This is a genomic window from Pseudomonas sp. UMAB-40 (assembly GCF_900095275.1).
In the GTDB taxonomy this organism is placed as follows: Bacteria; Pseudomonadota; Gammaproteobacteria; order Pseudomonadales; family Pseudomonadaceae; genus Aquipseudomonas; species Aquipseudomonas mandelii_B.
In genome coordinates, this window is sequence record NZ_LT607573.1 from 26,777 (window position 1) to 47,292 (window position 20,516).

The 20,516-nt window shown below is 59.4% G+C and carries 17 protein-coding genes; 6 read left to right on the top strand and 11 right to left on the bottom strand.

Translation table 11 applies throughout. The features are described from left to right. Positions 1 to 7 precede the first annotated feature (7 nt). Both hbdH and K0F88_RS26635 read left to right on the top strand, forming a co-directional pair. Positions 8 to 781: a 3-hydroxybutyrate dehydrogenase gene (gene hbdH / locus K0F88_RS26630; RefSeq protein WP_219097209.1), complete on the top strand. Its 774-nt coding sequence runs from the start codon at positions 8 to 10 to the stop codon at positions 779 to 781. A gap of 136 nt (positions 782 to 917) precedes the next feature. After that, a complete protein-coding gene (locus tag K0F88_RS26635) occupies positions 918 to 2,873 on the top strand; it encodes an acetoacetate--CoA ligase (RefSeq protein WP_219097210.1) in 1,956 nt (651 codons plus the stop codon). Positions 2,874 to 2,878: 5 nt separating this feature from the next. Here K0F88_RS26635 and K0F88_RS26640 read toward each other — a convergent pair whose 3' ends face one another. Together K0F88_RS26640 and K0F88_RS26645 are read right to left on the bottom strand one after the other, a co-directional pair. Beyond that, complete coding sequence (locus tag K0F88_RS26640) at positions 2,879 to 6,727, bottom strand: hypothetical protein (RefSeq protein ID WP_094467260.1); 3,849 nt, start codon at positions 6,725 to 6,727, stop codon at positions 2,879 to 2,881. A gap of 125 nt (positions 6,728 to 6,852) precedes the next feature. Continuing rightward, positions 6,853 to 7,962 carry a PilT/PilU family type 4a pilus ATPase gene (locus tag K0F88_RS26645; protein WP_094467259.1) on the bottom strand — a complete coding sequence of 370 codons (1,110 nt, stop codon included), beginning with the start codon at positions 7,960 to 7,962 and terminating at the stop codon, positions 6,853 to 6,855. A 121-nt stretch (positions 7,963 to 8,083) separates the two neighbouring features. Here K0F88_RS26645 and K0F88_RS26650 point away from each other — a divergent pair, with 121 nt between their 5' ends. Further along, the gene (locus K0F88_RS26650) at positions 8,084 to 10,621 is read left to right on the top strand and encodes a PAS domain-containing protein (protein ID WP_219097211.1); all 2,538 of its coding nucleotides are present in this window, start codon (positions 8,084 to 8,086) and stop codon (positions 10,619 to 10,621) included. A 66-nt stretch (positions 10,622 to 10,687) separates the two neighbouring features. Next, positions 10,688 to 10,963: a peptidylprolyl isomerase gene (locus tag K0F88_RS26655; protein WP_007898282.1), complete on the top strand. Its 276-nt coding sequence runs from the start codon at positions 10,688 to 10,690 to the stop codon at positions 10,961 to 10,963. Between the two features lie 57 nt (positions 10,964 to 11,020). Here K0F88_RS26655 and K0F88_RS26660 read toward each other — a convergent pair whose 3' ends face one another. The 8 genes from K0F88_RS26660 to K0F88_RS26695 all read right to left on the bottom strand — a co-directional run bounded on the left by K0F88_RS26660 (position 11,021) and on the right by K0F88_RS26695 (position 17,732). Further along, on the bottom strand, positions 11,021 to 11,956 hold the full coding sequence (locus K0F88_RS26660; RefSeq protein ID WP_219097212.1) for a sugar kinase: 936 nt from the start codon (positions 11,954 to 11,956) through the stop codon (positions 11,021 to 11,023). A gap of 134 nt (positions 11,957 to 12,090) precedes the next feature. After that, positions 12,091 to 13,308, bottom strand: coding sequence for an amino acid deaminase (locus K0F88_RS26665; protein WP_219097213.1), 1,218 nt, complete (start codon positions 13,306 to 13,308; stop codon positions 12,091 to 12,093). A 39-nt stretch (positions 13,309 to 13,347) separates the two neighbouring features. Beyond that, positions 13,348 to 14,112 (bottom strand): IclR family transcriptional regulator, encoded by a 765-nt coding sequence (locus K0F88_RS26670; RefSeq protein ID WP_010460880.1) that lies wholly within the window; start codon positions 14,110 to 14,112, stop codon positions 13,348 to 13,350. 174 nt (positions 14,113 to 14,286) lie between these two features. Next, positions 14,287 to 14,676, bottom strand: a complete 390-nt coding sequence (locus tag K0F88_RS26675) for a RidA family protein (RefSeq protein WP_094467253.1) — start codon at positions 14,674 to 14,676, stop codon at positions 14,287 to 14,289. Positions 14,677 to 14,708: 32 nt separating this feature from the next. After that, positions 14,709 to 15,500 (bottom strand): amino acid ABC transporter ATP-binding protein, encoded by a 792-nt coding sequence (locus tag K0F88_RS26680; RefSeq protein ID WP_077747698.1) that lies wholly within the window; start codon positions 15,498 to 15,500, stop codon positions 14,709 to 14,711. Then, positions 15,497 to 16,159, bottom strand: coding sequence for an amino acid ABC transporter permease (locus K0F88_RS26685; protein WP_219097214.1), 663 nt, complete (start codon positions 16,157 to 16,159; stop codon positions 15,497 to 15,499). Before K0F88_RS26685 ends, K0F88_RS26680 begins: the two co-directional genes overlap by 4 nt. A gap of 9 nt (positions 16,160 to 16,168) precedes the next feature. Further along, positions 16,169 to 16,831 (bottom strand): amino acid ABC transporter permease, encoded by a 663-nt coding sequence (locus tag K0F88_RS26690; protein ID WP_008015908.1) that lies wholly within the window; start codon positions 16,829 to 16,831, stop codon positions 16,169 to 16,171. Positions 16,832 to 16,883: 52 nt separating this feature from the next. After that, complete coding sequence (locus K0F88_RS26695; RefSeq protein WP_219097215.1) at positions 16,884 to 17,732, bottom strand: transporter substrate-binding domain-containing protein; 849 nt, start codon at positions 17,730 to 17,732, stop codon at positions 16,884 to 16,886. Positions 17,733 to 18,075: 343 nt separating this feature from the next. On the opposite strand from K0F88_RS26695, the gene K0F88_RS26700 reads away from it, so the two are divergent. Beyond that, the gene (locus K0F88_RS26700; RefSeq protein WP_219097216.1) at positions 18,076 to 18,519 is read left to right on the top strand and encodes a co-chaperone YbbN; all 444 of its coding nucleotides are present in this window, start codon (positions 18,076 to 18,078) and stop codon (positions 18,517 to 18,519) included. Positions 18,520 to 18,534: 15 nt separating this feature from the next. Here K0F88_RS26700 and K0F88_RS26705 read toward each other — a convergent pair whose 3' ends face one another. Next, entirely contained in the window at positions 18,535 to 19,401 is an 867-nt protein-coding gene (locus K0F88_RS26705; RefSeq protein ID WP_094467245.1) for a LysR family transcriptional regulator, read from the bottom strand. Positions 19,402 to 19,565: 164 nt separating this feature from the next. Here K0F88_RS26705 and K0F88_RS32605 point away from each other — a divergent pair. Next, positions 19,566 to 20,516 (top strand): MFS transporter (locus tag K0F88_RS32605; protein WP_257605356.1); only part of this gene is annotated, 951 nt, incomplete at its 3' end.

Sequence of the window (20,516 nt, forward strand, 5' to 3'; positions counted from 1 at the left end):
GGTATACATGACGACTCTTTCGGGCAAGACCGCACTGGTCACCGGCTCCACCAGCGGCATTGGCTTAGGGATAGCCCTGAGCCTGGCCAAGGCCGGCGCCAATCTGATCCTCAACGGTTTCGGCGATGCGTCCAAAGTGATTGCCGAGGTTGAGCAATTCGGTGGCAAGGTCGGCCATCATCCAGCCGACGTCAGCGACCCGGCGCAGATCGCCGACATGATTGCCTACGCCGAGCGTGAATTCGGCGGCGTCGACATCCTGGTGAACAACGCCGGGATCCAGCACGTGGCGCCGGTAGAAGACTTTCCCGTGGAACGCTGGGACTCGATCATTGCGATCAACCTGTCGTCGGTATTCCACAGCACCCGCTTGAGCCTGCCGGGCATGCGCGCCAAAGGTTGGGGGCGGATCATCAACATCGCCTCGGTGCATGGCCAGGTGGGCTCGGTGGGTAAAGCCGCCTACGTCGCGGCCAAACATGGCGTGATCGGCTTGACCAAGGTCGTCGGGCTGGAAACGGCAACGACGAATGTGACCTGCAACGCCATTTGCCCGGGCTGGGTGTTGACGCCACTGGTGCAAAAGCAGATTGATGATCGCATCGCGACCGGGATCGAGCCGCAACAGGCGCAGCATGATTTGCTCGCGGAGAAACAGCCGTCGCTGGAATTCGTCACGCCGCCGCAATTGGGCGAACTGGTGTTGTTCCTGTGCAGCGAGGCCGGAAGCCAGGTGCGCGGCGCGGCGTGGAATATTGATGGTGGGTGGTTGGCGCAGTAACCGGTCAACCCCCTTGATGATCGTTCCCACGCTCTGCGTGGGAATGCAGCCCGGGACGCTCTGCGTCCAAAGAGCCGAACGCGGAGCGTCCGTTGAGGCATTCCCACGCGGAGCGTGGGAACGAGAGAGGCAAGCCATGTCCGACATCCTCTGGCAACCCAGCGCCGAGCGCATCAGCAAAACCCGCATGGAGGCCTTCCGGCGCTTCATCGTAAAGCGTCACAACATCCACCTCGACGACTACCCCGCCCTGCACCAATTTTCCATCGACCGGCGCGAAGCCTTTTGGCAGGCGATCGTCGACTTCTTCGACATCCGTTTCCACGACCAACCGGACGCGGTGCTGGTGGAAGACGCGCAAATGCCCAGCGCCGAGTGGTTCCCAGGCGCCACCCTGAATTTCGCCGAACACCTGCTGCGCCGGCGCGACGATGCCGTGGCGGTGATTGCCATTGGCGAGAACGGCCAGCGTGAACACCTGACCTGGGGCGAACTCGCCGAGCATGTCGCCGGTTTTCAAAACAGTCTGAAAGCCGCCGGTGTCGGCCTCGGCGACCGCGTCGCCGCGTGCATGCCCAACACCTGGCAAACCCTGGTGGCCATGCTCGCCACCACCAGCCTGGGGGCGATCTGGTCCTGTTCATCACCGGACTTCGGCACCCAGGGCGTCATCGACCGCTTCGGCCAGATCGAACCGAAAGTGCTCATCACCTGCGCCGGATACCGCTACGCCGGCAAAGACATCGACCAGACGGCCAAGGTCAATGAAATCCTCGAACGCCTGCCGTCGTTGCAGCAGTTGATCGTGGTGCCTTACGCCCGGCCACAGGCACACATCGAGCATTTCCACACTCGGGCGAATGTGACGCTGTGGGATGATTTCTACGACATCGGCGGCGAGCCGGATTTCGTCCCCGTGCCGTTCGCCCATCCGCTGTACATCCTCTACTCCAGCGGCACCACTGGCGTGCCGAAGTGCATCGTCCACAGCACCGGCGGCGTGTTGCTGCAACACGTCAAGGAACATGGCCTGCATTGCGATCTCGGCCCCGGCGACCGACTGTTCTACTACACCACCTGCGGCTGGATGATGTGGAATTGGCTGGTCTCGGCCCTGGCCGTGGGTAGCGCCGTGGTGCTGTACGACGGCTCGCCGTTTCATCCAGACCCCGAGCGCTTGATCGACCTGATCGACGATGAACGCATCAGCGTTTTTGGCACCAGCCCCAAATTCCTCGCGACCCTGGAAACCCATGGCGTCAACCCCCGCGAGAGCCATGACCTGAGCAGCCTGAAAACCCTGCTCTGCACCGGTTCAGCGTTGTCACCACAGAGTTACGACTACGTCTATCGCGACCTCAAGAGCGACCTGTGCCTGGCCTCGATGTCCGGCGGCACCGACATCGTTTCGTGCTTTGTGAACAGCAACCCTTTTGAGCCCGTGCGTCGCGGCGAAATCCAGGGCAAGAGCCTGGGCATGGCGGTCGAAGTCTGGAACGACGACGGCAAACCTGTGATCGGCGAGAAAGGTGAACTGGTGTGCACCCGGCACTTCCCGGCCATGCCCATCGGTTTCTGGAACGACCCGCAGCAAGAGAAGCTGCACGCTTCCTATTTCAGTCAGTTCCCCGGCGTCTGGGCCCAGGGCGATTACGCCGAACAGCTGCCCCACGGCGCGATGATGATCCATGGCCGCTCGGACGCGGTGCTCAACCCTGGCGGTGTGCGGATCGGCACGGCGGAAATCTATCGTCAGGTGGAGAAGGTCCAGCAGGTGCTGGACAGCGTGGCCATTGGTCAGCAATGGCAAGATGACGTGCGGGTGGTGCTGTTCGTGAAGTTGCGCGACGGCGTCGAGCTGGATGAGGCCTTGCAGCAGCAGATCCGCCAGGTCATCCGCGCCAACACCACACCGAGGCATGTGCCAGCGAAGATTGTCACGGTGACCGATATCCCAAGGACCATCAGCGGCAAGGTCGTTGAGCTGGCGGTGCGGAATGTCGTGCATGGGCAGAAGGTGAAGAACACCGATGCGCTGGCCAATCCCGAGGCGCTGGAGCAATTTCGGGACCGGCCGGAACTCGCTTTTTAACGGTTCTATTGAACGCTCGTGCCAGGCCTGCCTGTGCCAGAGGCAGGCCTCTGCGCTGTCACGGAATGGTTCAACGTGATCCGCACCGGGTCGACGATCGCGCTATCGGGGTTGGCTTCAAGTGTGTTTCGCAAGAGGGACATGTTGTGGTCAAACCCGCCCTCGTCGGTGTGCAACTGGCTCAGCAGCGAAGTGACTATCGCCAGTGAGTCGGCGTTTTCAAAGGCTTTGGAACTGGCGTGACGGGCATTGCCTTCATCTGTCACCGCAAGCCGCCCGGAGGCCAGGTTCAACAGCGACGCCACGTCCAGGGACTGTCCACCGCCAGCGTTGCCGGCGTCGCGGGCATAGGCGACATCACCGATCTGCGCAGGTCCGTGAAACAGCTCATGGATCAAGTCGTCTGCGACGACGTCATGGTTGAATCCCAGATCTATGAAGTGCCGGTTGAGATTAGGCGTATAGATTTCAATGTACTTCGCGTCGGATTGCCCGGCTGCACCTTTCCACTGCTGGTAAGCGCTCGTGTCGAAAGCCGCAATGTGATGGGTGTCCTTGAGTGGATCAAGGATGAAGTTACTGATGGAAACGCCCGCAAAGTCCGCCCTGACCGCTCTCAAATAGTTCAATAACTGATTGATTGCATCGTTCGAGTCGCTTCCCATCAGCAGTCTGGCAACCAGGTTGCGCTGCGACTCAAAGTCACGACGGGTCAAGACATTGATCGCGTTTTCGATTTTAGTCCGGGCCCGCGGCAGACTTTCTTCGATGAACTGTCGGGTATAGCTGACAGGCATTGTCTTGGTAGATCGCGGCAAACGGACAGGGGCCACATAGGCAAAGTTGTCGAGTTTTGGCCCCCAGGCTTTGCCCAGACGGTCGAGGGCATACCATTGAAAATTGTTGCGGGCCGCCACCACCGTGAGTTCCTCACCGATTGCACCACGGGGTCGCCAGGTACCCTGTCCGGTGTTGACGTTACTGGCTGCGCGGACCAGGTCATAGGATTTGTGGCTGCCATGGAGTCTGCCCAACTGGGACTTTGCCAGTCCGAGAAGCTCTTCAGCCTGCCTGCTGAACCGTAACGTGCCCTTGTGGATGAGTTTCCCGGCACCATAAAACACCGTTGGCACATCATCCACGGGGTTGAAGAGGGAAACGGACGTCACAAACGCCAGTTTGGTCAAGCGGGCGCCTTTGGACGACAAGGAAACCGCCTTCGACGAGATGCTCAGCGCTTTAGCGCCCGCCCCCACAAATGCGCCGCCCAAAGCCATAGCGTCCATGACGCAACCGTAGATCCCGTCAACGACCTTATTGTGTTCTCCGGAAGACAAATCCTCGATGCACTTCTTGAACGGAACCACCAGATTCACGATGTAATCTGCAGTCTCTTCGCCATTTTTGCGTTCTGTTTCAAGTGCTGTCGGCACCGTGGCCATTAACTCGATTTCGTCAAATGTGCGCAACGGATGATTGTTTACAACGAACTCGGCAATTCGCAACAGCTGCGGATTACCGAAATTACGGTAGTTACTCTGCTGCCGTGCCGTCACAGACGCTGGCGCGGGGAGCTCACCCAGCTTTTCAATAATCGCCATGTCGCTGTTGGCGTTATCGGCGAAAACACCGTCAGTGTATTCAATAACCGAAAGAGGCAATAATTCGGGAGTTGCAGGTCGCTGATGTGCATTCAGCTCCCCGTTAAAATCCATTCGGGCGGCAGTCCGCAATTTGCCCGTTGAAGTTATCAGCGAAGCCAGCGTGGTGTTTTTCCGTAATTCACCCCGCAAGGCAAACAACTCATAACATGCAACCGCATTGCCGTGGGCAGCGAACATAACAATGCCAAAGCGCCCCTTCACAGCATCGTTACTTTGCTGGGTTTCGTAGGTCGTTGAAATAGGCACCGGCGATAATGAGAAGTAAGAGTCGGTTCTGGTCGCTGGAAGACGAACGGTAAAAAAGGTGATCTTACCTTTTAGAAAAATCTCCAGATCATGGGAGGGCATGTGTGAAAGGACCAACTTCACAGTGGAGGCCAGCGCTTTATTTAAATTGCCGAGATAATCCCGCAATTGGCGATGGTATTCGACATTGTTGGCCGGCAGGCTACGCAATCTTGGAAAGCGGCTATAAAGGCTGGTGACGGAGGGATCGTAGTGAGTGGGTCTTTTTTGATTGGTCACACCGGCCAACAAATCAGGCGTTCTGGAAATAACGTTGTCGGGAAATACTGCGCGAAAATCCCATTGGCCACCCGCAAGATCCGCCGACATGTGCAAGCCGACCATCGACATGGGGTTGGGGGACGCATAAAGGCCGGGGTGTTGATAAAGCACTTTGTCGTCCAGGAAATCACACGCCGGCACCGCTCCTTTCAACGCTTCGCGCGCAATGGTTTCGCGGTTAGGCATGGGAGTGGAATAGACGCTCGCCAGATGGGTGAAGTTCTCCGCGTATGCCTGGAACGCCGTGATTGCCCGCTCGGTGGTTTCCTTTGCCGCTTGAGTGAGCTCGCTTGCGCTGATAACGCCATTCAATAGCGCCCAGTCAACGATCGGATCGATCATTGCCAACTCCCGCAGTCGGGACAGCGGTTCGCTGACAGGTTCCAGTTCGACATACGCCATGATCTGCGCATACGTCAGCACACGCGACGCACCCTTCCTGACCGCTTCCGCCAGAGCAACGCCATGGCAAAAGGTGACCCAGGCAACCGAGCCCATCGTCATCGATGCTGGCACGCCCTTGACCAGAAATTCCGGCGCCATGTCCGCCAGCAGCAGATGACACGCCAGCGGCGCCGCAGCAGGATCAACCCAGCCTTTGGTATAGAGAAAGGCTTGCAGCTCTTCGCGCACCATGGCCGGCGACCGCTCAACGTTGCTCGGCGCATATAAAGCGAAACCGGCGATACGCTTGCGGTCTTGGGTGCTACCCAGAGACGGATAAAGATCCAGCAACAGGCTGGTTACCAGAATTTGTTCAAGATCTTGTGAAGAGACGTTTTGCCCGGATTGCGCGCCGAACCAGGCCGACTCCTCCAGGAGTTTTTTGGCACACGCTTGGGCTACCGGATGCTTGATCAACTGACCGATCCGTTCAGCGGCATTATCGTGCGTCGCCATGGCGCGCCCCGTTTCGCGGAACAACTTATCCAGCAATTTGGTGTTTTTGGCGACACGCTGGGTGACCTGCCGAATGGCGTCGCGCTGCTCAACCGACAAGACGGCTAACGACGGATCATCCGTAACAAGCTGCCCCCAATAGTTTCCCAACTCATCAACCTCAGGATCGAACTCGAAAAGCGCGATCAGGTTTTTTGTTTCGCTGGCATTCCTTGGAACTGTCAAGCCATGAAACTTCAGCCATTGGTCCACATCGACGAAATCTTCGCTATAAATGTAACCACCGGCTTGTTTGGCAACATCACCTATCACCAGAAGCTTCTGATAATAGTGGGACTCCTGGACGATACTCACGTCGACGACGTCCCACACTAACCGGTCTTTTCGGAATATCTCAAGCCCGCCGCTTTCGTTGATACGGGTCGCTGCCATGTTCTCGGGGCGGTGGCGACGAAGTTCGTCCATCACGATCGTGTAGCTGGCCAGGTTATTCCATGCCACTCGACCGGGCATATGGACGTCATGAAGCGATGACCCTTTCGCCAGTTCAAACTCGTAGCCTTGCCAATGGTAGGGCCCTTCGTCCTCTTGATCCTCGAAGACACTTTGCAATAAGCGCACGACCACCTGTCGCTCAGCCGCATCGGCCTTTAACCAAAGATGTTGAACTTCGGAAACCGCCCCGGACAACTGATAGTCTTTATATTTAAACTTGGCAGACATATAACACCTTATGAAATTAGCTCGCTGATTAATTCAACGAACGTCAATCCTGACTCATCGAAGAACAACCAAACAGTAAAAAGTCATAAGGCAATATTTCATAACCGCTCACGCTAACAACCTAATCAATCCACCAACCCCCAGTCTCCACTACGCATATTAACGGTCGAAGCCCCTGCGCCATAAAGTTTAAGGCGCAATTTCAGATTACTCAGGGAGTCCGCATGCTTTAGCGCCTCCTCCTCACTGATTGCGCCTCCCGCCACTAGTGCATACAGTGCGCCATCAAACGTCTGCATACCGAACTCAGCAGACTTTTCCATGATGTTTTTAAGTTCGTCCAGTTCATTGCGTCTAATCAAGTCAGCAATCGTCGCTGTACCCAACATCACTTCCACTGCCGCCCTGCGCTGACCGTCGCGAGTACGCACCAGTCGTTGGGAAACAAACGCTTTCAAGTTGTTGCTCAAGTCATGCAGCAACTGCATCCGCCGCTCTTCGGGAAAGAAATTGATGATACGGTCCAACGCCTGATGGGCGTTGTGCGCGTGCAACGTAGAGATCACCAGATGACCGGTATCGGCAAATGCCAGCGCATGCTCCATGGTTTCGCGGTCGCGGATTTCGCCGATCAGCACCACGTCCGGGGCCTGGCGCAGGGTATTTTTCAACGCAGCATGAAAACTGCGGGTATCAACGCCGACCTCGCGCTGGTTGATGATCGACTGCTTGTGCCGATGGATGTACTCGATCGGGTCTTCGATGGTGACGATGTGGCCAGTGCTGTGGCGGTTGCGATAATCGATCAACGCCGCGAGAGAGGTAGACTTGCCGCAATCGGTGGCACCGACGAACAGCATCAATCCCTGTTTGAGCATCACGGTTTCGAGCAGCACCGCCGGTAGTTTGAGGTCTTCGAAACGCGGGATGTCGAGCTTGATGTTGCGTGCCACGATTGACACATCGTTGCGTTGCTTGAAGATGTTGACCCGAAAGCGCCCGACACCCGCCAAGGAGATCGCCAGGTTCATCTCCAGTTCCCGGTCGAACTCCAGGCGCTGTTCGGCGTCCATGATGGACTCGGCAATGGCCGCGACTTCTCCCGGCTTGAACGGCTGATCGGTCAACGGCTTGAGCACGCCGTCGAACCGTGCACTGGGTGGCGCGCCAGTGGAGAGATAGAGATCGGATCCATTCCGGTCAGCCAGTACCTGCAACAGTGCATCGATTTCCATGGCAAAAAGCACCCGCGAAGCATTCAATGAAAAAATAATGACCCATGGCGGGTCATCCAGCGTCTACCGCCCTGCAAGGATAGTAGACGCCGCCACACCGACTTAAGCGCAGGACAATTTGATGAACGCATCACCGACGGGCAGCGATGCCCAGGCCTTGATCGCCAGACTGGACTGGACACGCACCCCGCTGGGCGCTGCCAGTACCTGGCCACAGAGCCTGCGTACCGCGGTCGACATCGTGATCCATTCACCGATGCCGATGCTATTGCTGTGGGGGCCGCACCTCACGCAGATCTACAACGACGGCTTCGCCCTCCTCGCCGGCAGCAAGCACCCACACGCTTTCGGACAACCGACGCACCAGATCTGGCCAGAACTCCAGGACTTTACCGACCCCATTTACAGCGCCGTCCTACAAGGCCAGGTGCGAACCTACAGCGAACAACGTTTTACCTTGCAGCGCGACGAGGATGATTCCGACTTCTGGCTGGACCTGACCTACAGTCCGATCCGCGATGAAAACGCTCAGGTCGCCGGCATTCTGGTCACTGCCATCGAAACCAATGAACGCCGCCGCATCGCGCTGGAGCTGGAACAGCGGTCGGCCGCCAGCCTCAAGGCCCAGCACGAAACCGAACAGCGCCTGCAACTGGCGCTGGCGGCCACCGACGCCGTCGGCACCTGGGATTGGGACATCGGCGAAGACCGCTTCATCGCCGACGCGCGTTTCGCCGAACTGCACAACATCGACCCGCTGCTCGCCAACCAGCTGCCCATCAGCGCCTACCTCCAGGCCGTGCACCCGGAAGATCGCGCAATGGTCGCCCGCAGCATCAAATATTCCATCACCCACGGCACCGAATACGCCGAGGAATATCGCCTGCTGCAACCCAGCGGTCACCTGCGCTGGGTGTTTGCCCGCGGTCGCTGCTACAAGGACCACCATGGGCGGCCAATCCGGTTCCTTGGGGCCGCGCTGGATCTGACCGAACGCAAACTCACCGAGCAAGCCCTGCGCCAGAGCCAGACCGAGCTGCAACTGATCATCAACGCCATGCCCATCCTGATCAGCTACGTCGACAGCGAGGAACGCTTTCGCCTGAACAACGCCGCTTATCTGGATTGGTATGGCCTGACACCGCAGGAACTCTATGGCCGCACCATTCGTGAAGTGCTGGGCGAAGAAGCCTATGCCTTGCGCGCCGAACACATTGCCCTCGCGTTGACGGGCAAGTCTTGCTGTTTCAGCCTCAATACTCCGCACCGGGACGGCAGCAACCGCCATGCCTTGATGAATTACTTGCCGCGCCACGGTGCCGACGGCGCGGTGAATGGTTTTTACATCTTTGTCATTGACGAAACCGAGCGCAAACAGACGGAAGAAGCCCTGCGCAATCTCAACGATACCCTTGAGGAACGGGTCGCGGCCCGCACCCAGCAGTTGGCCGAGGCCAACCAACGGCTACAAAACGAGATGTTCGAGCGCGAACGCGCGGAAGACGCCTTGCGCCATGCACAGAAAATGGAGGCGGTCGGGCAGCTGACCGGCGGCATCGCCCACGACTTCAACAATATGCTGACCGGGATCATCGGCAGCCTCGACCTGATGCAGCGCTATATCGCTGACGGGCGCGCCGCCGAGATTGGCCGTTTCACTGAAGCGGCGGTGTCTTCGGCCAATCGTGCCGCCGCCCTGACCCATCGGCTACTGGCGTTTTCCCGGCGTCAGTCGCTGGATCGCCGGCCGCTGAACGCCAATGACCTGGTGCACTCCCTGGAAGATTTGTTCAGCCGGACCAAGGGCGATCACATCGAGCTCAAACTGCTGCTGGCCGACGAGGTCTGGCCGGTGAGCACCGACGTCAGTCAACTGGAAAACGCCCTGCTCAACCTCGTCATCAACGCCCGGGACGCCATGCCCGATGGCGGCGAGTTGCTGATCGAAACCGCCAACGTTTACCTCGACGGCAGCGATATCACCACGCTGGAACCGGTCAAGGCCGGGGATTACGTGATGATTGCCGTCAGCGATAACGGCACCGGCATGACACCGTCGGTGCTGGCCAAGGCGTTCGACCCGTTCTTCACCACCAAACCTATCGGCCAGGGTACCGGCCTTGGGTTGTCGATGATTTATGGGTTCGCCCAGCAGTCGGGCGGGCATGTCAGCCTGTTCAGTTTGCCGGGCAAGGGCACCAGCGTTCGTTTGTACTTGCCGCGGCTGCACGCAACGGAACCCGAAAACGTGCTGCTGCCCTTGACAGGCGAAGCACCGGCGGCGATTGCCGGTGAAACCGTGGTGTTGGTGGAAGACGACCCGGCGGTGCGCATGCTGGTGCTCGACCTGCTCAACGAGCTGGGTTATCACGCCCACGAAGCCGAGGATGCGAAGACCGCCCTACCCTTGCTGGAATCGGACCTGCGGGTCGATCTGCTGGTGACCGACGTAGGCCTGCCGGGTATGAACGGCCGACAACTGGCGGAAATCGCTCGCCAGCATCGCCCCGAACTCAAGGTGCTGTTCATGACCGGTTACGCGGAGAAAGCCGCCGAACGCCAGGGCTTCCTGGAAGAAGGCATGGACATGGTCGCCAAACCGTTTTCCATCGACCTGTTGGCCAACAAGATTCGCACGATGATCGGCCAACCGGAGTGAGTTGAGGCATAATCGCGCGCCCCCGCTGGCATCAACATAGCCACCACCGTTGCAAGGTATGCCCCAATGAAAGCTCAAGCCCGCCATATTCTGGTGAAAACCTCGGAAGAAGCCGAGCAGCTCAAACAACGCATCGCCAAGGGCGAAGCCTTTGATGTGCTGGCCAAGAAGTACTCCACCTGCCCGTCCGGCAAACGCGGCGGCGACCTGGGTGAAGTGCGGCCCGGGCAAATGGTCGGGGTGATCGACGCGGTGATCTTCAAAAAGCCGCTGCGGGTGGTGCACGGGCCGATCAAGAGCAAGTTCGGGTATCACCTGGTGCAGGTGTTTTACCGGGATTAAGCAATTGGCGAGGGCCCTGTGGCGAGGGGGCTTGCCCCCTCGCCACAAAAGATTGTTTCAAGCTTTGGGGATCAGCGCTCCGGGCACTTGAATCACCCGACTCGCCAATCGATGCCCCGCTTCAGCGGCCTCAACCGCACTCCCGCCCTTGAGCCGACTGGCCAGATACGCCGCGCTGAACGAATCCCCCGCCGCCGTGGTGTCCACCACCCGCTCGACCTTCTGCGCGGGCACCTCGAACGACTCGCCATCACAGCGAATCAGACACGCCTCGGCGCCACGCTTGAGCACCACTTCGGGCGTGCCAATCTGCTCGTAAGCGGCAAACACCGTCTCGCAATCGGAAAAATGAAACAACGCTTGCTCGTCATCGACCGTCAACAACGCCAGGTCGACATAGGGCAAGACGCTGCGATACGCCGCCCGCGCCTCTTCGACTGTCGCCCACAAGCGTGGCCGGTAGTTGTTGTCGAACACAATCCGCGCATCCCGCTGCCGGGCCTCAATCAGGGTTTCCAGCAATTTCTCCCGACCTTGCACCCCGAGCACCGCCAGGGTGATGCCGCTGAAATACAGCACGTCGTAATCCGGCAGTGCCGCCAGGATCGGCGCGGCGGCCGGGGTCGTGAAGCAATCGCGCACGGCCGCTTCGTTGCGCCAATAGAGGAAGCGTCGCTCGCCCGCCGCATCAGTCTGGATGCAGTACAAACCGGGCAGTCGACCAGGCAGTCGCTGGACCATGCCCAACCCGATGCATTCGTCGGCCCAGGTCTGGCACATGGCATCGCTGAAACTGTCGTCGCCCAGCGCGGTGACGTAATCGACGACGCCGCTCGTGCCCAGTTCCCTGGACAGGTAGACCGCGGTGTTCAACGTATCGCCGCCGAAGCTCTGTTGCAGCGTGCCATCGGCGCGTTGTTGCAGCTCGATCATGCACTCGCCGATGAGGGCAATGCGCGGGGTGTTGGGGCCGAGGGTGTTGATGGTGTTCATTGTTTTTGTCGTCTCTGGTGTTGCGATGTTATCTGGGAGGCCGTCATCGCCAGCAAGCCGGCTCCTACAATGGAATGCGTTTCCCCTGTAGGAGCCGGCTTGCTGGCGAAGGCCGCACCTCGGTCTCTCAACCTTTAGAAACAGGTTTCCATGGTTTCAATGACGTTCAACTGCTCATCCACCAGACACCCCGTGCGCCACTTGTCGAACGTCAGGCACGGGTGCGAAGTGCCGAACGAAATGATGTCGCCCACCCGCAACTCAACCCCCGGCGCCACGGTCATGAACGCGTGCTGGTCCATCACCGCCGTCACCTTGCACGCACTCACGTCATCGCCATTCGCCGGCACCACACCAGCCTTGTAACGCAGCAGCGGCACCGGTAAACCGGCGTCGTAGGCCACGTCGCGCTTACCCAGGGCGATCACCGCGAAACCCGGCTCAGGCAACGACTGCACATGTGCCCAGACTTCCAGCGCCGGGCGCAGGCCTTCGTGCAGATCACTGCGGCGGTCGAGCACGCAGCATTGCGCTTCTTTGTAGATGCCATGGTCGTGAGCCACGTAGCTGCCGGGGCGCAGCACGCTGAGGAAACGTCCACCAGCGTTCTGCGCTTCGAAGGATTCGGCGATCAAGTCGTACCAGGCCGAACCCGACGCGGTAATGATCGGCTTGGGAATCGCAAAGGCCCCGCTGTCCTGCAACTGCACAGCCAGACGCACCAGGGAGGCGGCAAATTCACGAATGCCCGTCACCGCATGATGACCATGGATCACGCCTTCATAGCCTTCGATACCGGTCAGCGCCAACGCCGGTTGCGCGCCGATGGCCTTGGCCAGCGCGACCACTTCCTCTTCCGTGCGGCAACCGCAACGACCGCCGACCACGCCGTATTCGATCATCACGTTCAGGCGCACACCACGGGAGGCGAAATACGCCCCCAAGTCAGCGACGTTGTCCGGGTGATCGACCATGCAATGGAAATCGAACGTCGGGTCCGCCAGCAGATCGGCGATCAGCGCCATGTTCGGCGTGCCGACCAATTGGTTGGCCATCAGCACCCGACGCACGCCATGGGCGTAGGCCGCGCGGGTTTGCGTGGCGCTGGCCAGGGTGATGCCCCAGGCGCCGGCGTCGAGTTGGCGGCGGAACAGCGCGGGCGTCATGCTGGTTTTGCCGTGGGGCGCGAGTTCGGCGCCGCTGTTGCTGACAAACGCCTGCATCCAGCGAATGTTGTGCTCCAGCGCTTCGCGGTGCAGCACCAGTGCAGGCAGGCTGACGTCGCGTACCAGATTGGCGCCGGTCTGGGCAAAGCCCTTTTCCACGGCGGCAGTGTTTTGGGCAGAAGACATGGTCGAACTCCTCACATTCGCGGCTGTAGGCAGCCGCTGTTATTCGTTGATACGCCGGGCCAGGCTATTGGCGCTGTCGATCAGCACCCGGCGATAGTCGTTGTAATTGTTCTTGGCGTCGTCCCGTGGGGCAACGATGCACAGGGTCGCAATGGCTACGCCGCTCGGGTCTTTGACCGGGGCGGCGAAGCAATGGGTGAAGGTGTCGGCGACGCTATCGAAAGAGAAAAAGCCATCGATACCGGCCTGACGGATTTCCTTGAGAAACTGCTCCAGCGGCAGGCGTTCGCCATCGGGCAGGATGAAGTCGTCGTGGTCGATCAGGTCGATGATCTCCTGATCACTCAGGTGCGCCAGCAGCAGGCGCCCGGACGCGGTCCAGGGGATTGGCGCGTTCTCGCCGATGTCCGAGGAAATACGAAAATGCCGCTCGCCCTCTTTCATCAGCGCCACGGTGTATTTACGCCCGTTGAGCAGGCACATCTGCGCGGTTTCATGGGTCTGGCTGACGATGTCCTGCAAGGCGTGATCGGCCTCGCGGGTCAGGTCGAAATGACGCAAATGCGCTTGGCCGAGGAAGTACAGCTGACGGCCGAGGTAGACGTGACCGTCCTTGCCCACGGGCTCGAGGATGCGACGTTCCAGCAGGGAAGCAACCAGTTCGTAGATCGTTGATTTCGGGCTGTCGATGCCGCTGGCGATTTCATTCGGGCGCAGCGGTTTGCCGACTTCCTTGAGGAAATCGAGGATATCGAACGCCCGGTCCAGACCGCGAGCCCGGCGCTTGATGGTGTCTTCGGTCATGTCATCAGGTTCCCATTCAAAGTGGCCGGGAGTTTAACCAGAGTGTGTTGGCGACTGTTAGGCCGCCATCGCGGGCAAGCCCGCTCCCACAGGGTTTTATGTGTTGCCACAGAGTGCATACACACCATCAATCCCTGTGGGAGCGTGGCTTGCCCGCGATGGGCGCGACTCGGTTCACGCCTTTTTCTTGTAGGCGATGCAGTCAATCTCGACCTTGCAGTCGACCATCATGTTCGCCTGCACACAGGCCCGGGCCGGTGCGTGCTCGCTTTTGAAGTACTCGGAGAAGACCTTGTTGAAACTGGTGAAATCCCGCGGATCCTCCAGCCACACGCCAGCGCGCACCACGTCTTGCAGGCCATAACCGGCCTCTTCGAGAATCGCGATCAGGTTCTTCATGGCCTGGTGGGTCTGCTCGACGATGCCACCGGTAATGATCTCGCCGTCCACCGCCGGCACCTGCCCGGAAACGTGCAGCCAGCCATCGGCTTCAACGGCGCGGGCGAAAGGGCGAGGCTGACCGCCAGCGGCGGTGCTGCCGGTGCCGTAACGAGTAATGCTCATGAGTGTTTCTCCTGATCGAAAAAATATAAAAGTTAAAACCGCGTGTTCTTGAGAAATTCGGCAAGACGCGGCGATTGCGGGCGTTCGAACAGCTCCTTGGGAGGCCCCTGCTCTTCGATACGCCCCTGGTTCATGAAAACGATCTTGTCCGAGACCTCGAAGGCAAAACGCATCTCGTGGGTGACCAGCAGCATGGTCATGCCTTCGTCGGCCAGACCCTTGATCACGTTCAACACTTCACCAACCAATTCCGGGTCGAGAGCCGAGGTGACTTCGTCGAACAGCATCAGGCTCGGATTCATCGCAATGGCACGGGCAATCGCCACGCGCTGTTGCTGACCGCCGGACAACTGGCCGGGATAGTGATCACGCCGCTCCAGCAGGCCAACCCGCTCCAGCCATTTTTCCGCCAGCGCCACGGCTTCGTCCTTGTGCAGTTTCTTGACCTTGAGCAAGCCAAGCGTGACGTTCTGCAACGCGGTCAGGTGCGGGAACAGGTTGAACTGCTGGAACGCCATGCCGGTCATTGCCCGGTGCCGGGCGATGACTTTTTCCGGGTGACGCACGCGTTTGCCATTGACCTCGTCATAACCGATGGACTCGCCATCGAGCACGATCTGCCCGCCCTGGAATTCTTCGAGCATGTTCACGCAACGCAGCAACGTGGTCTTGCCCGAGCCGCTGGAGCCGATCAGCGTGACTACGTTGCCGCGCTGCATGGTCAGGTCGACGCCCTTGAGCACTTCAAGCTTGCCGTACTGTTTGTGCAGGCCGCGAATGTCCAGCAGGGCCTGGTTCTGTGTCGAAACTTGAGGTTGAGTCATGGCAAGGCCACCCGCTTTTCAATGTGCCGGCCGAGTAATTCGATGGCGTAGTTGATGACGAAAAACAGAAATCCGGCGAACAGGTAAAACTCCAGCGTCATGAAGGTGCGGGCGATGATCTGCTGCGTGCTGAGCAACAATTCCGCCACACCGATGACCGACAACAAGGTCGAGGCCTTGACGATTTCGGTGGACGAGTTGACCCAGGTCGGCAGGATCTGCCGCAACGCCTGGGGCAACAATACGTAGCCTAGCGCCTGATAAAACGTCAGGCCGATGGCCTTGCTCGCTTCCATCTGGCCACTGGGCAACGCTTGCAACGCACCGCGCACAATCTCCGCGACGTGGGAGCCGCAAAACAGCGTCAGCCCCAAGGCACCAGCCTGAAACGCGCTGATCTGCCAGCCCAATGCGGGCGCCATGTAAAAGCAGGCCAGCACCAGCACAAACACTGGCGTGCCGCGAATAATGTCCACGTAAAACCGGAACGGTGCGCGCATCCAGAACGTGCCGTAGGTCAGCACCAGCCCGGTAACGATGCCGACCATCGTGCCCAGCAAGATCGCCAGGGCCGAGACCTGCACACTGGTCAAAAAGCCTTGCCACAACACTTCGCGGGCAACCCACAACTCATGCAACCAACTGGGTGATTCGTACATGGGGGCCTCCTATCGGCGGATCGCCAGACGCTGCTCGAGGTAACGCAGCATCATGGCAATGAGGTAACAGGCCGCCACATAGAGCGCTGTGGTCACCAGCCAGGTTTCGATCACCCGGTAGCTCTCGACATTGATCTTGCGCGCGTAATAGGTCAGCTCCGGCACCGCAATCGCGGCGGCCAGCGAGGTGTCCTTGAACAGCGAAATGAAGTTGTTCGACAAGGCCGGCAGCACATTGCGCAGCATCACCGGCACGGTGACGTAGGCCTTGACCTGCCACTCGCCGAGACCGATGGCCAGACCGGCTTCACGCTGCCCCTTGGGAATGCTCAACAAGCCACCACGGAACACTTCAGTCAGGTACGCCCCGGCGTACAGCGACAGGGTGATGATGAACGACGGGATCTTGTCCAGACGGATCCCCAGGCTCGGCAAGGCGAAGTAGATCAACAGAATCAACACCAGAATCGGCGTATTACGGATCACCGTCACATACACCGACGCCAGCACCCGCAATGCGCGGTGCTTTGACAGCAAAGCAAACGCCATCATCAGGCCGATCACGCAACCGATGGCGATCGACACCAGCGCCAGCTCAAGGCCCAGACCGAGCCCCGCCAGCAAGGTGTCGAAATCGCGCCACACGGCGGCAAAGTTCAACTGATAGTTCATGGTCAGCAGTACCTTGAACGGGGCGCGTCATCGGCGCCCCGCTCTCACGGGATCATTTGAATTCGACAGGAAAACCGATGGCCGGGGTCGGCAGGTCTACGCCGAACCACTGCTTGAAGGACGCCGCGTAAGTCGGGAACTCAACGCCGGTCATGGCTTCATGCAAGGTGGTGTTGACGAAGTTCAGCCAGTCCTGATCGCCGCGCTTGACCGCGCAGGCGTAAGTCTGCGGGCTCCAGGCGTAAGCCGGGCTACGATAGCGGCCAGGGTTCTGCACCATCAGGTATTTCACCGACGATTGATCGGTGGCGGCGGCGTCGGCACGGCCGGAGTTCACGGCCTGATACATCAGATCAACGCTGTCGTACTGATCGACCTTGGCCTTGGGCAAGGCTTGATGCACCAGTTCCTCGGCGTACACGTTCTGCAGCACCGCTACGGTCACGCTGTCGTTGGCGGCCTTGAGGTCTTCGATTTCCTTGTACTTGCTGTTGGCCGGCAGCAGCAGTCCGACACCTTCGCGGTAGTACGGCAGGGTGAACGCCACTTGCTGGGCCCGGCTGGCGGTCACAGTGATGAACTGGCAACTGATGTCGACCTTGTCGGTCAGCAGGTTGGGAATCCGCGCATCGGAGGACTGCACCACGAATTCAACCTTGGTCGGATCGTTGAACAAACCCTTGGCAATCATTTTCCCGATGTCGATATCAAACCCCTGCAACTTGCCATCCGCTCCCTGGAAGTGCCACGGCGCATTGGTACTCCCCGTGCCCACAATCAGCTTCCCGCGGGCCAGCACGCTATCGAGCTTGCTGTCCGCCGCCTGGGCCACGCCCATGGCAGCAGCCGAAGCTGCGACAAGAAAAATACACGCTTTAAACAAGGAAGGTCGGCGATGCATGGCAAGCACTCCAGGGTGATGTTTATTCCGCTATACCGGACGTTGGTATGTAACAACGGAATAGACAGCAGAAAGTGTGCCACAGGTTGTGAGGGGAATGTTGGGGAGATTGAAAAGTGATTTGAATCAAATGGATGGGTGAACGTTAAAAATGCACGTTACGAAACGAACAGGGGAACGAACGCTACCGTTGGCTACACGGTTCGGGTACTTGCACCACATTCGTCTTGAGGCGGTTCAAATTGGAGCAGCGTGTTACCTGTAATTTCTGACAGTAGACCCACCCGCCTCGCTCCTTTAACGTCGACAGACGCTCAATGAAGAAAGAAAAAAGGAGGTTTCAATGCGCTCCGTAACCGCCCACCACACGCTGGCCCCGGTCTATCGCAAGGCACTGAGAACCTGGCGTCCAGTGATTTTGTACTTCGGCAGTCAGCACTGTCCGGCCTGCGAAATGGCCGGGCCGGTCTTTCGTCAGATTGCCGAGGCTTATCGTCATCACGCGAACATCTACATGCTGAACACCCATGAATCGCCTCGACACCCGAACGTCACCGGAACTCCGACCGTGCTGTTTTATAAGGACAGGAAGCTGCTGAAGAAGCTCAAGGGGATCGGGACCGAGGAAACGTTGAGGGCGGATTTCGCCAGGCACATTGGCAGCGTGAAACCGGCGAGGGTGAAGCGTAAACCGGCGCACGATCTTGCCTGGTTGCGACAGACCTTCCGCAGGCTTTGCACTGTGCCTCGTGCCACTGAGCGGTTGAATCGTCGGGTTTGCTGTTAGGTTGGGGCTTTGCCCTTAACGATTTTTGACCTGCTCGATGTACCTGGACACCGCCGCCGACTTTTCGAACCGTCGATGAATCAACGACAACCACGACGTCGCCTCGCAGCCCTTGATCGTGCGGTACAACACGCCGGGCAACCCGACATGCCCGACCACCGACTCCGGCACGACTGCCACGCCCTGCCCCAGCGAAACCAGCGCAATGACCGCCACCAGCCCGCCCGGCTGCGCACCCAGTTTCGGTGCAAACCCGCCCTCGGCGGCGACTTGCAGCGTGCCACTGATTTGCTCCGGCAGAATAAACGTCTCGTTTTGCAAATGCTCCGGAGCAATCTCCGGCAGTCGGCACAGCCAGGACTCGGAGGACAGCGCCAGCACAAAGCCTTCTGAGTCCAGACGAATAGCCTCCAGGCCGTCGGGCAGGGTAATCGGTGAGCGGACATAACCCACATCGAATCGCCCCTCGACCACCATGGCTGGCAATGAAGCCATGGGGCTTTCCCGCACATTCAAACTGACGTCGGGGCACTCGCGACTGAAAGCCTGCACCTGTTTTTGCAGCAAGCCCGAGTACACCGCCGACGCCACGTAGCCAAGTTCGATATGGCCAATGTCCCCGCGCCCGGCCCGCTGGGCATTGTGCTGGGCGTATTCGAACTGCCGCACCGTCGCCTCGGCTTCGATCATTAACGCGGCACCGGCCTCGGTCAGGCTGACTTCACGTGTCTGGCGCACGAACAGTCGCGTGCCGAGTTCGTTCTCCATGTCTTGGATCTGTCGGGTCAAGGTCGGCGGCGCGATACCGAGTTGTTCGGCGGCGCGGGTAAAGTTGCCTTGCCGGGCAACGGCCAGAAAGTAGCGGAAATGCCGTATGTCCATGGGTGCATTAGCTCAAAGGTAATGAAGTCCCGATGCCTGGCTAACAACGCCGACAATCGACCGCGATAAGCTCATTGGCAATCACAGTAGAGAGCCAACGCCATGTACGTCAAACCCCTTTTCGCCGCCACGATCAACGATCTTGCCCAAAAGGCAATCACGTCATGAGCCGGGTCAGTCCACGCCTGACACTGCTGACGGCCTCCGGCGTGTGCTCGCTGATCGTGCTCGACACCAACATCGTCGCCGTCACCCTGCCGACCATCGCACGGGACCTGGGCGCGAACTTTGCCGACATTGAATGGGTGGTCAGCGCGTACATGCTGGCGTTCGCGGCCTTGTTGCTGCCGGCGGGCAGCATTGCCGACCGTTTTGGCCGACAGAAAACCCTGCTCTGGGGCCTGGGCATTTTCATCCTTGCTTCCATCGGTTGCGGTGCGGCGCCCACGGCGTTGTTCCTCGACATCGCGCGGGCGGTCAAGGGTGTCGGCGCGGCATTGTTGTTGACCTCGGCCCTGGCTTCCATCGGCCATACATTTCACGATGAAGTCGAACGGGCCAAAGCCTGGGCGTTCTGGGGCGCGTGCATGGGCGTGGCGATGACCGCCGCGCCGACGGTCGGCGGGCTGATCACCGAATATGTCGGCTGGCGCTGGATCTTCTACCTCAACCTGCCGGTGGGCGCGTTCTTGATGTTCATGGTCTGGCGCGCCGTGCCGGAGTCCAGGGACACCCAATCGGCGCGGCTCGATCCCTGGGGCAGCCTGGCGTTCAGTGCGAGTTTGCTGTGCCTGATCTGGGGCTTGATCGAAGCCAACCGCATCGGCTGGAGCAACCCGCTCACCTACGCCCGGATCATCGGGGGCGCGCTGTTGTTGGGGCTGTTTGTGCTGATTGAGCGGATGCAGCAGCGGCCGATGGTCGACCTGCAGTTGTTCAGGCATCCGCGTTTCATCGGCGCCCTGCTCGGCATGTTTGCCTACGCCGGTTGCGCCCAGGTGATGATGACGTTACTGCCGTTCTACCTGCAAAACGGCCTGGGCTTCTCGGCCATCGCGTCGGGGCTTGGGATGTTGCCGTTTGCCGCGACCATGTTGATTTTCCCGCGCATCGGC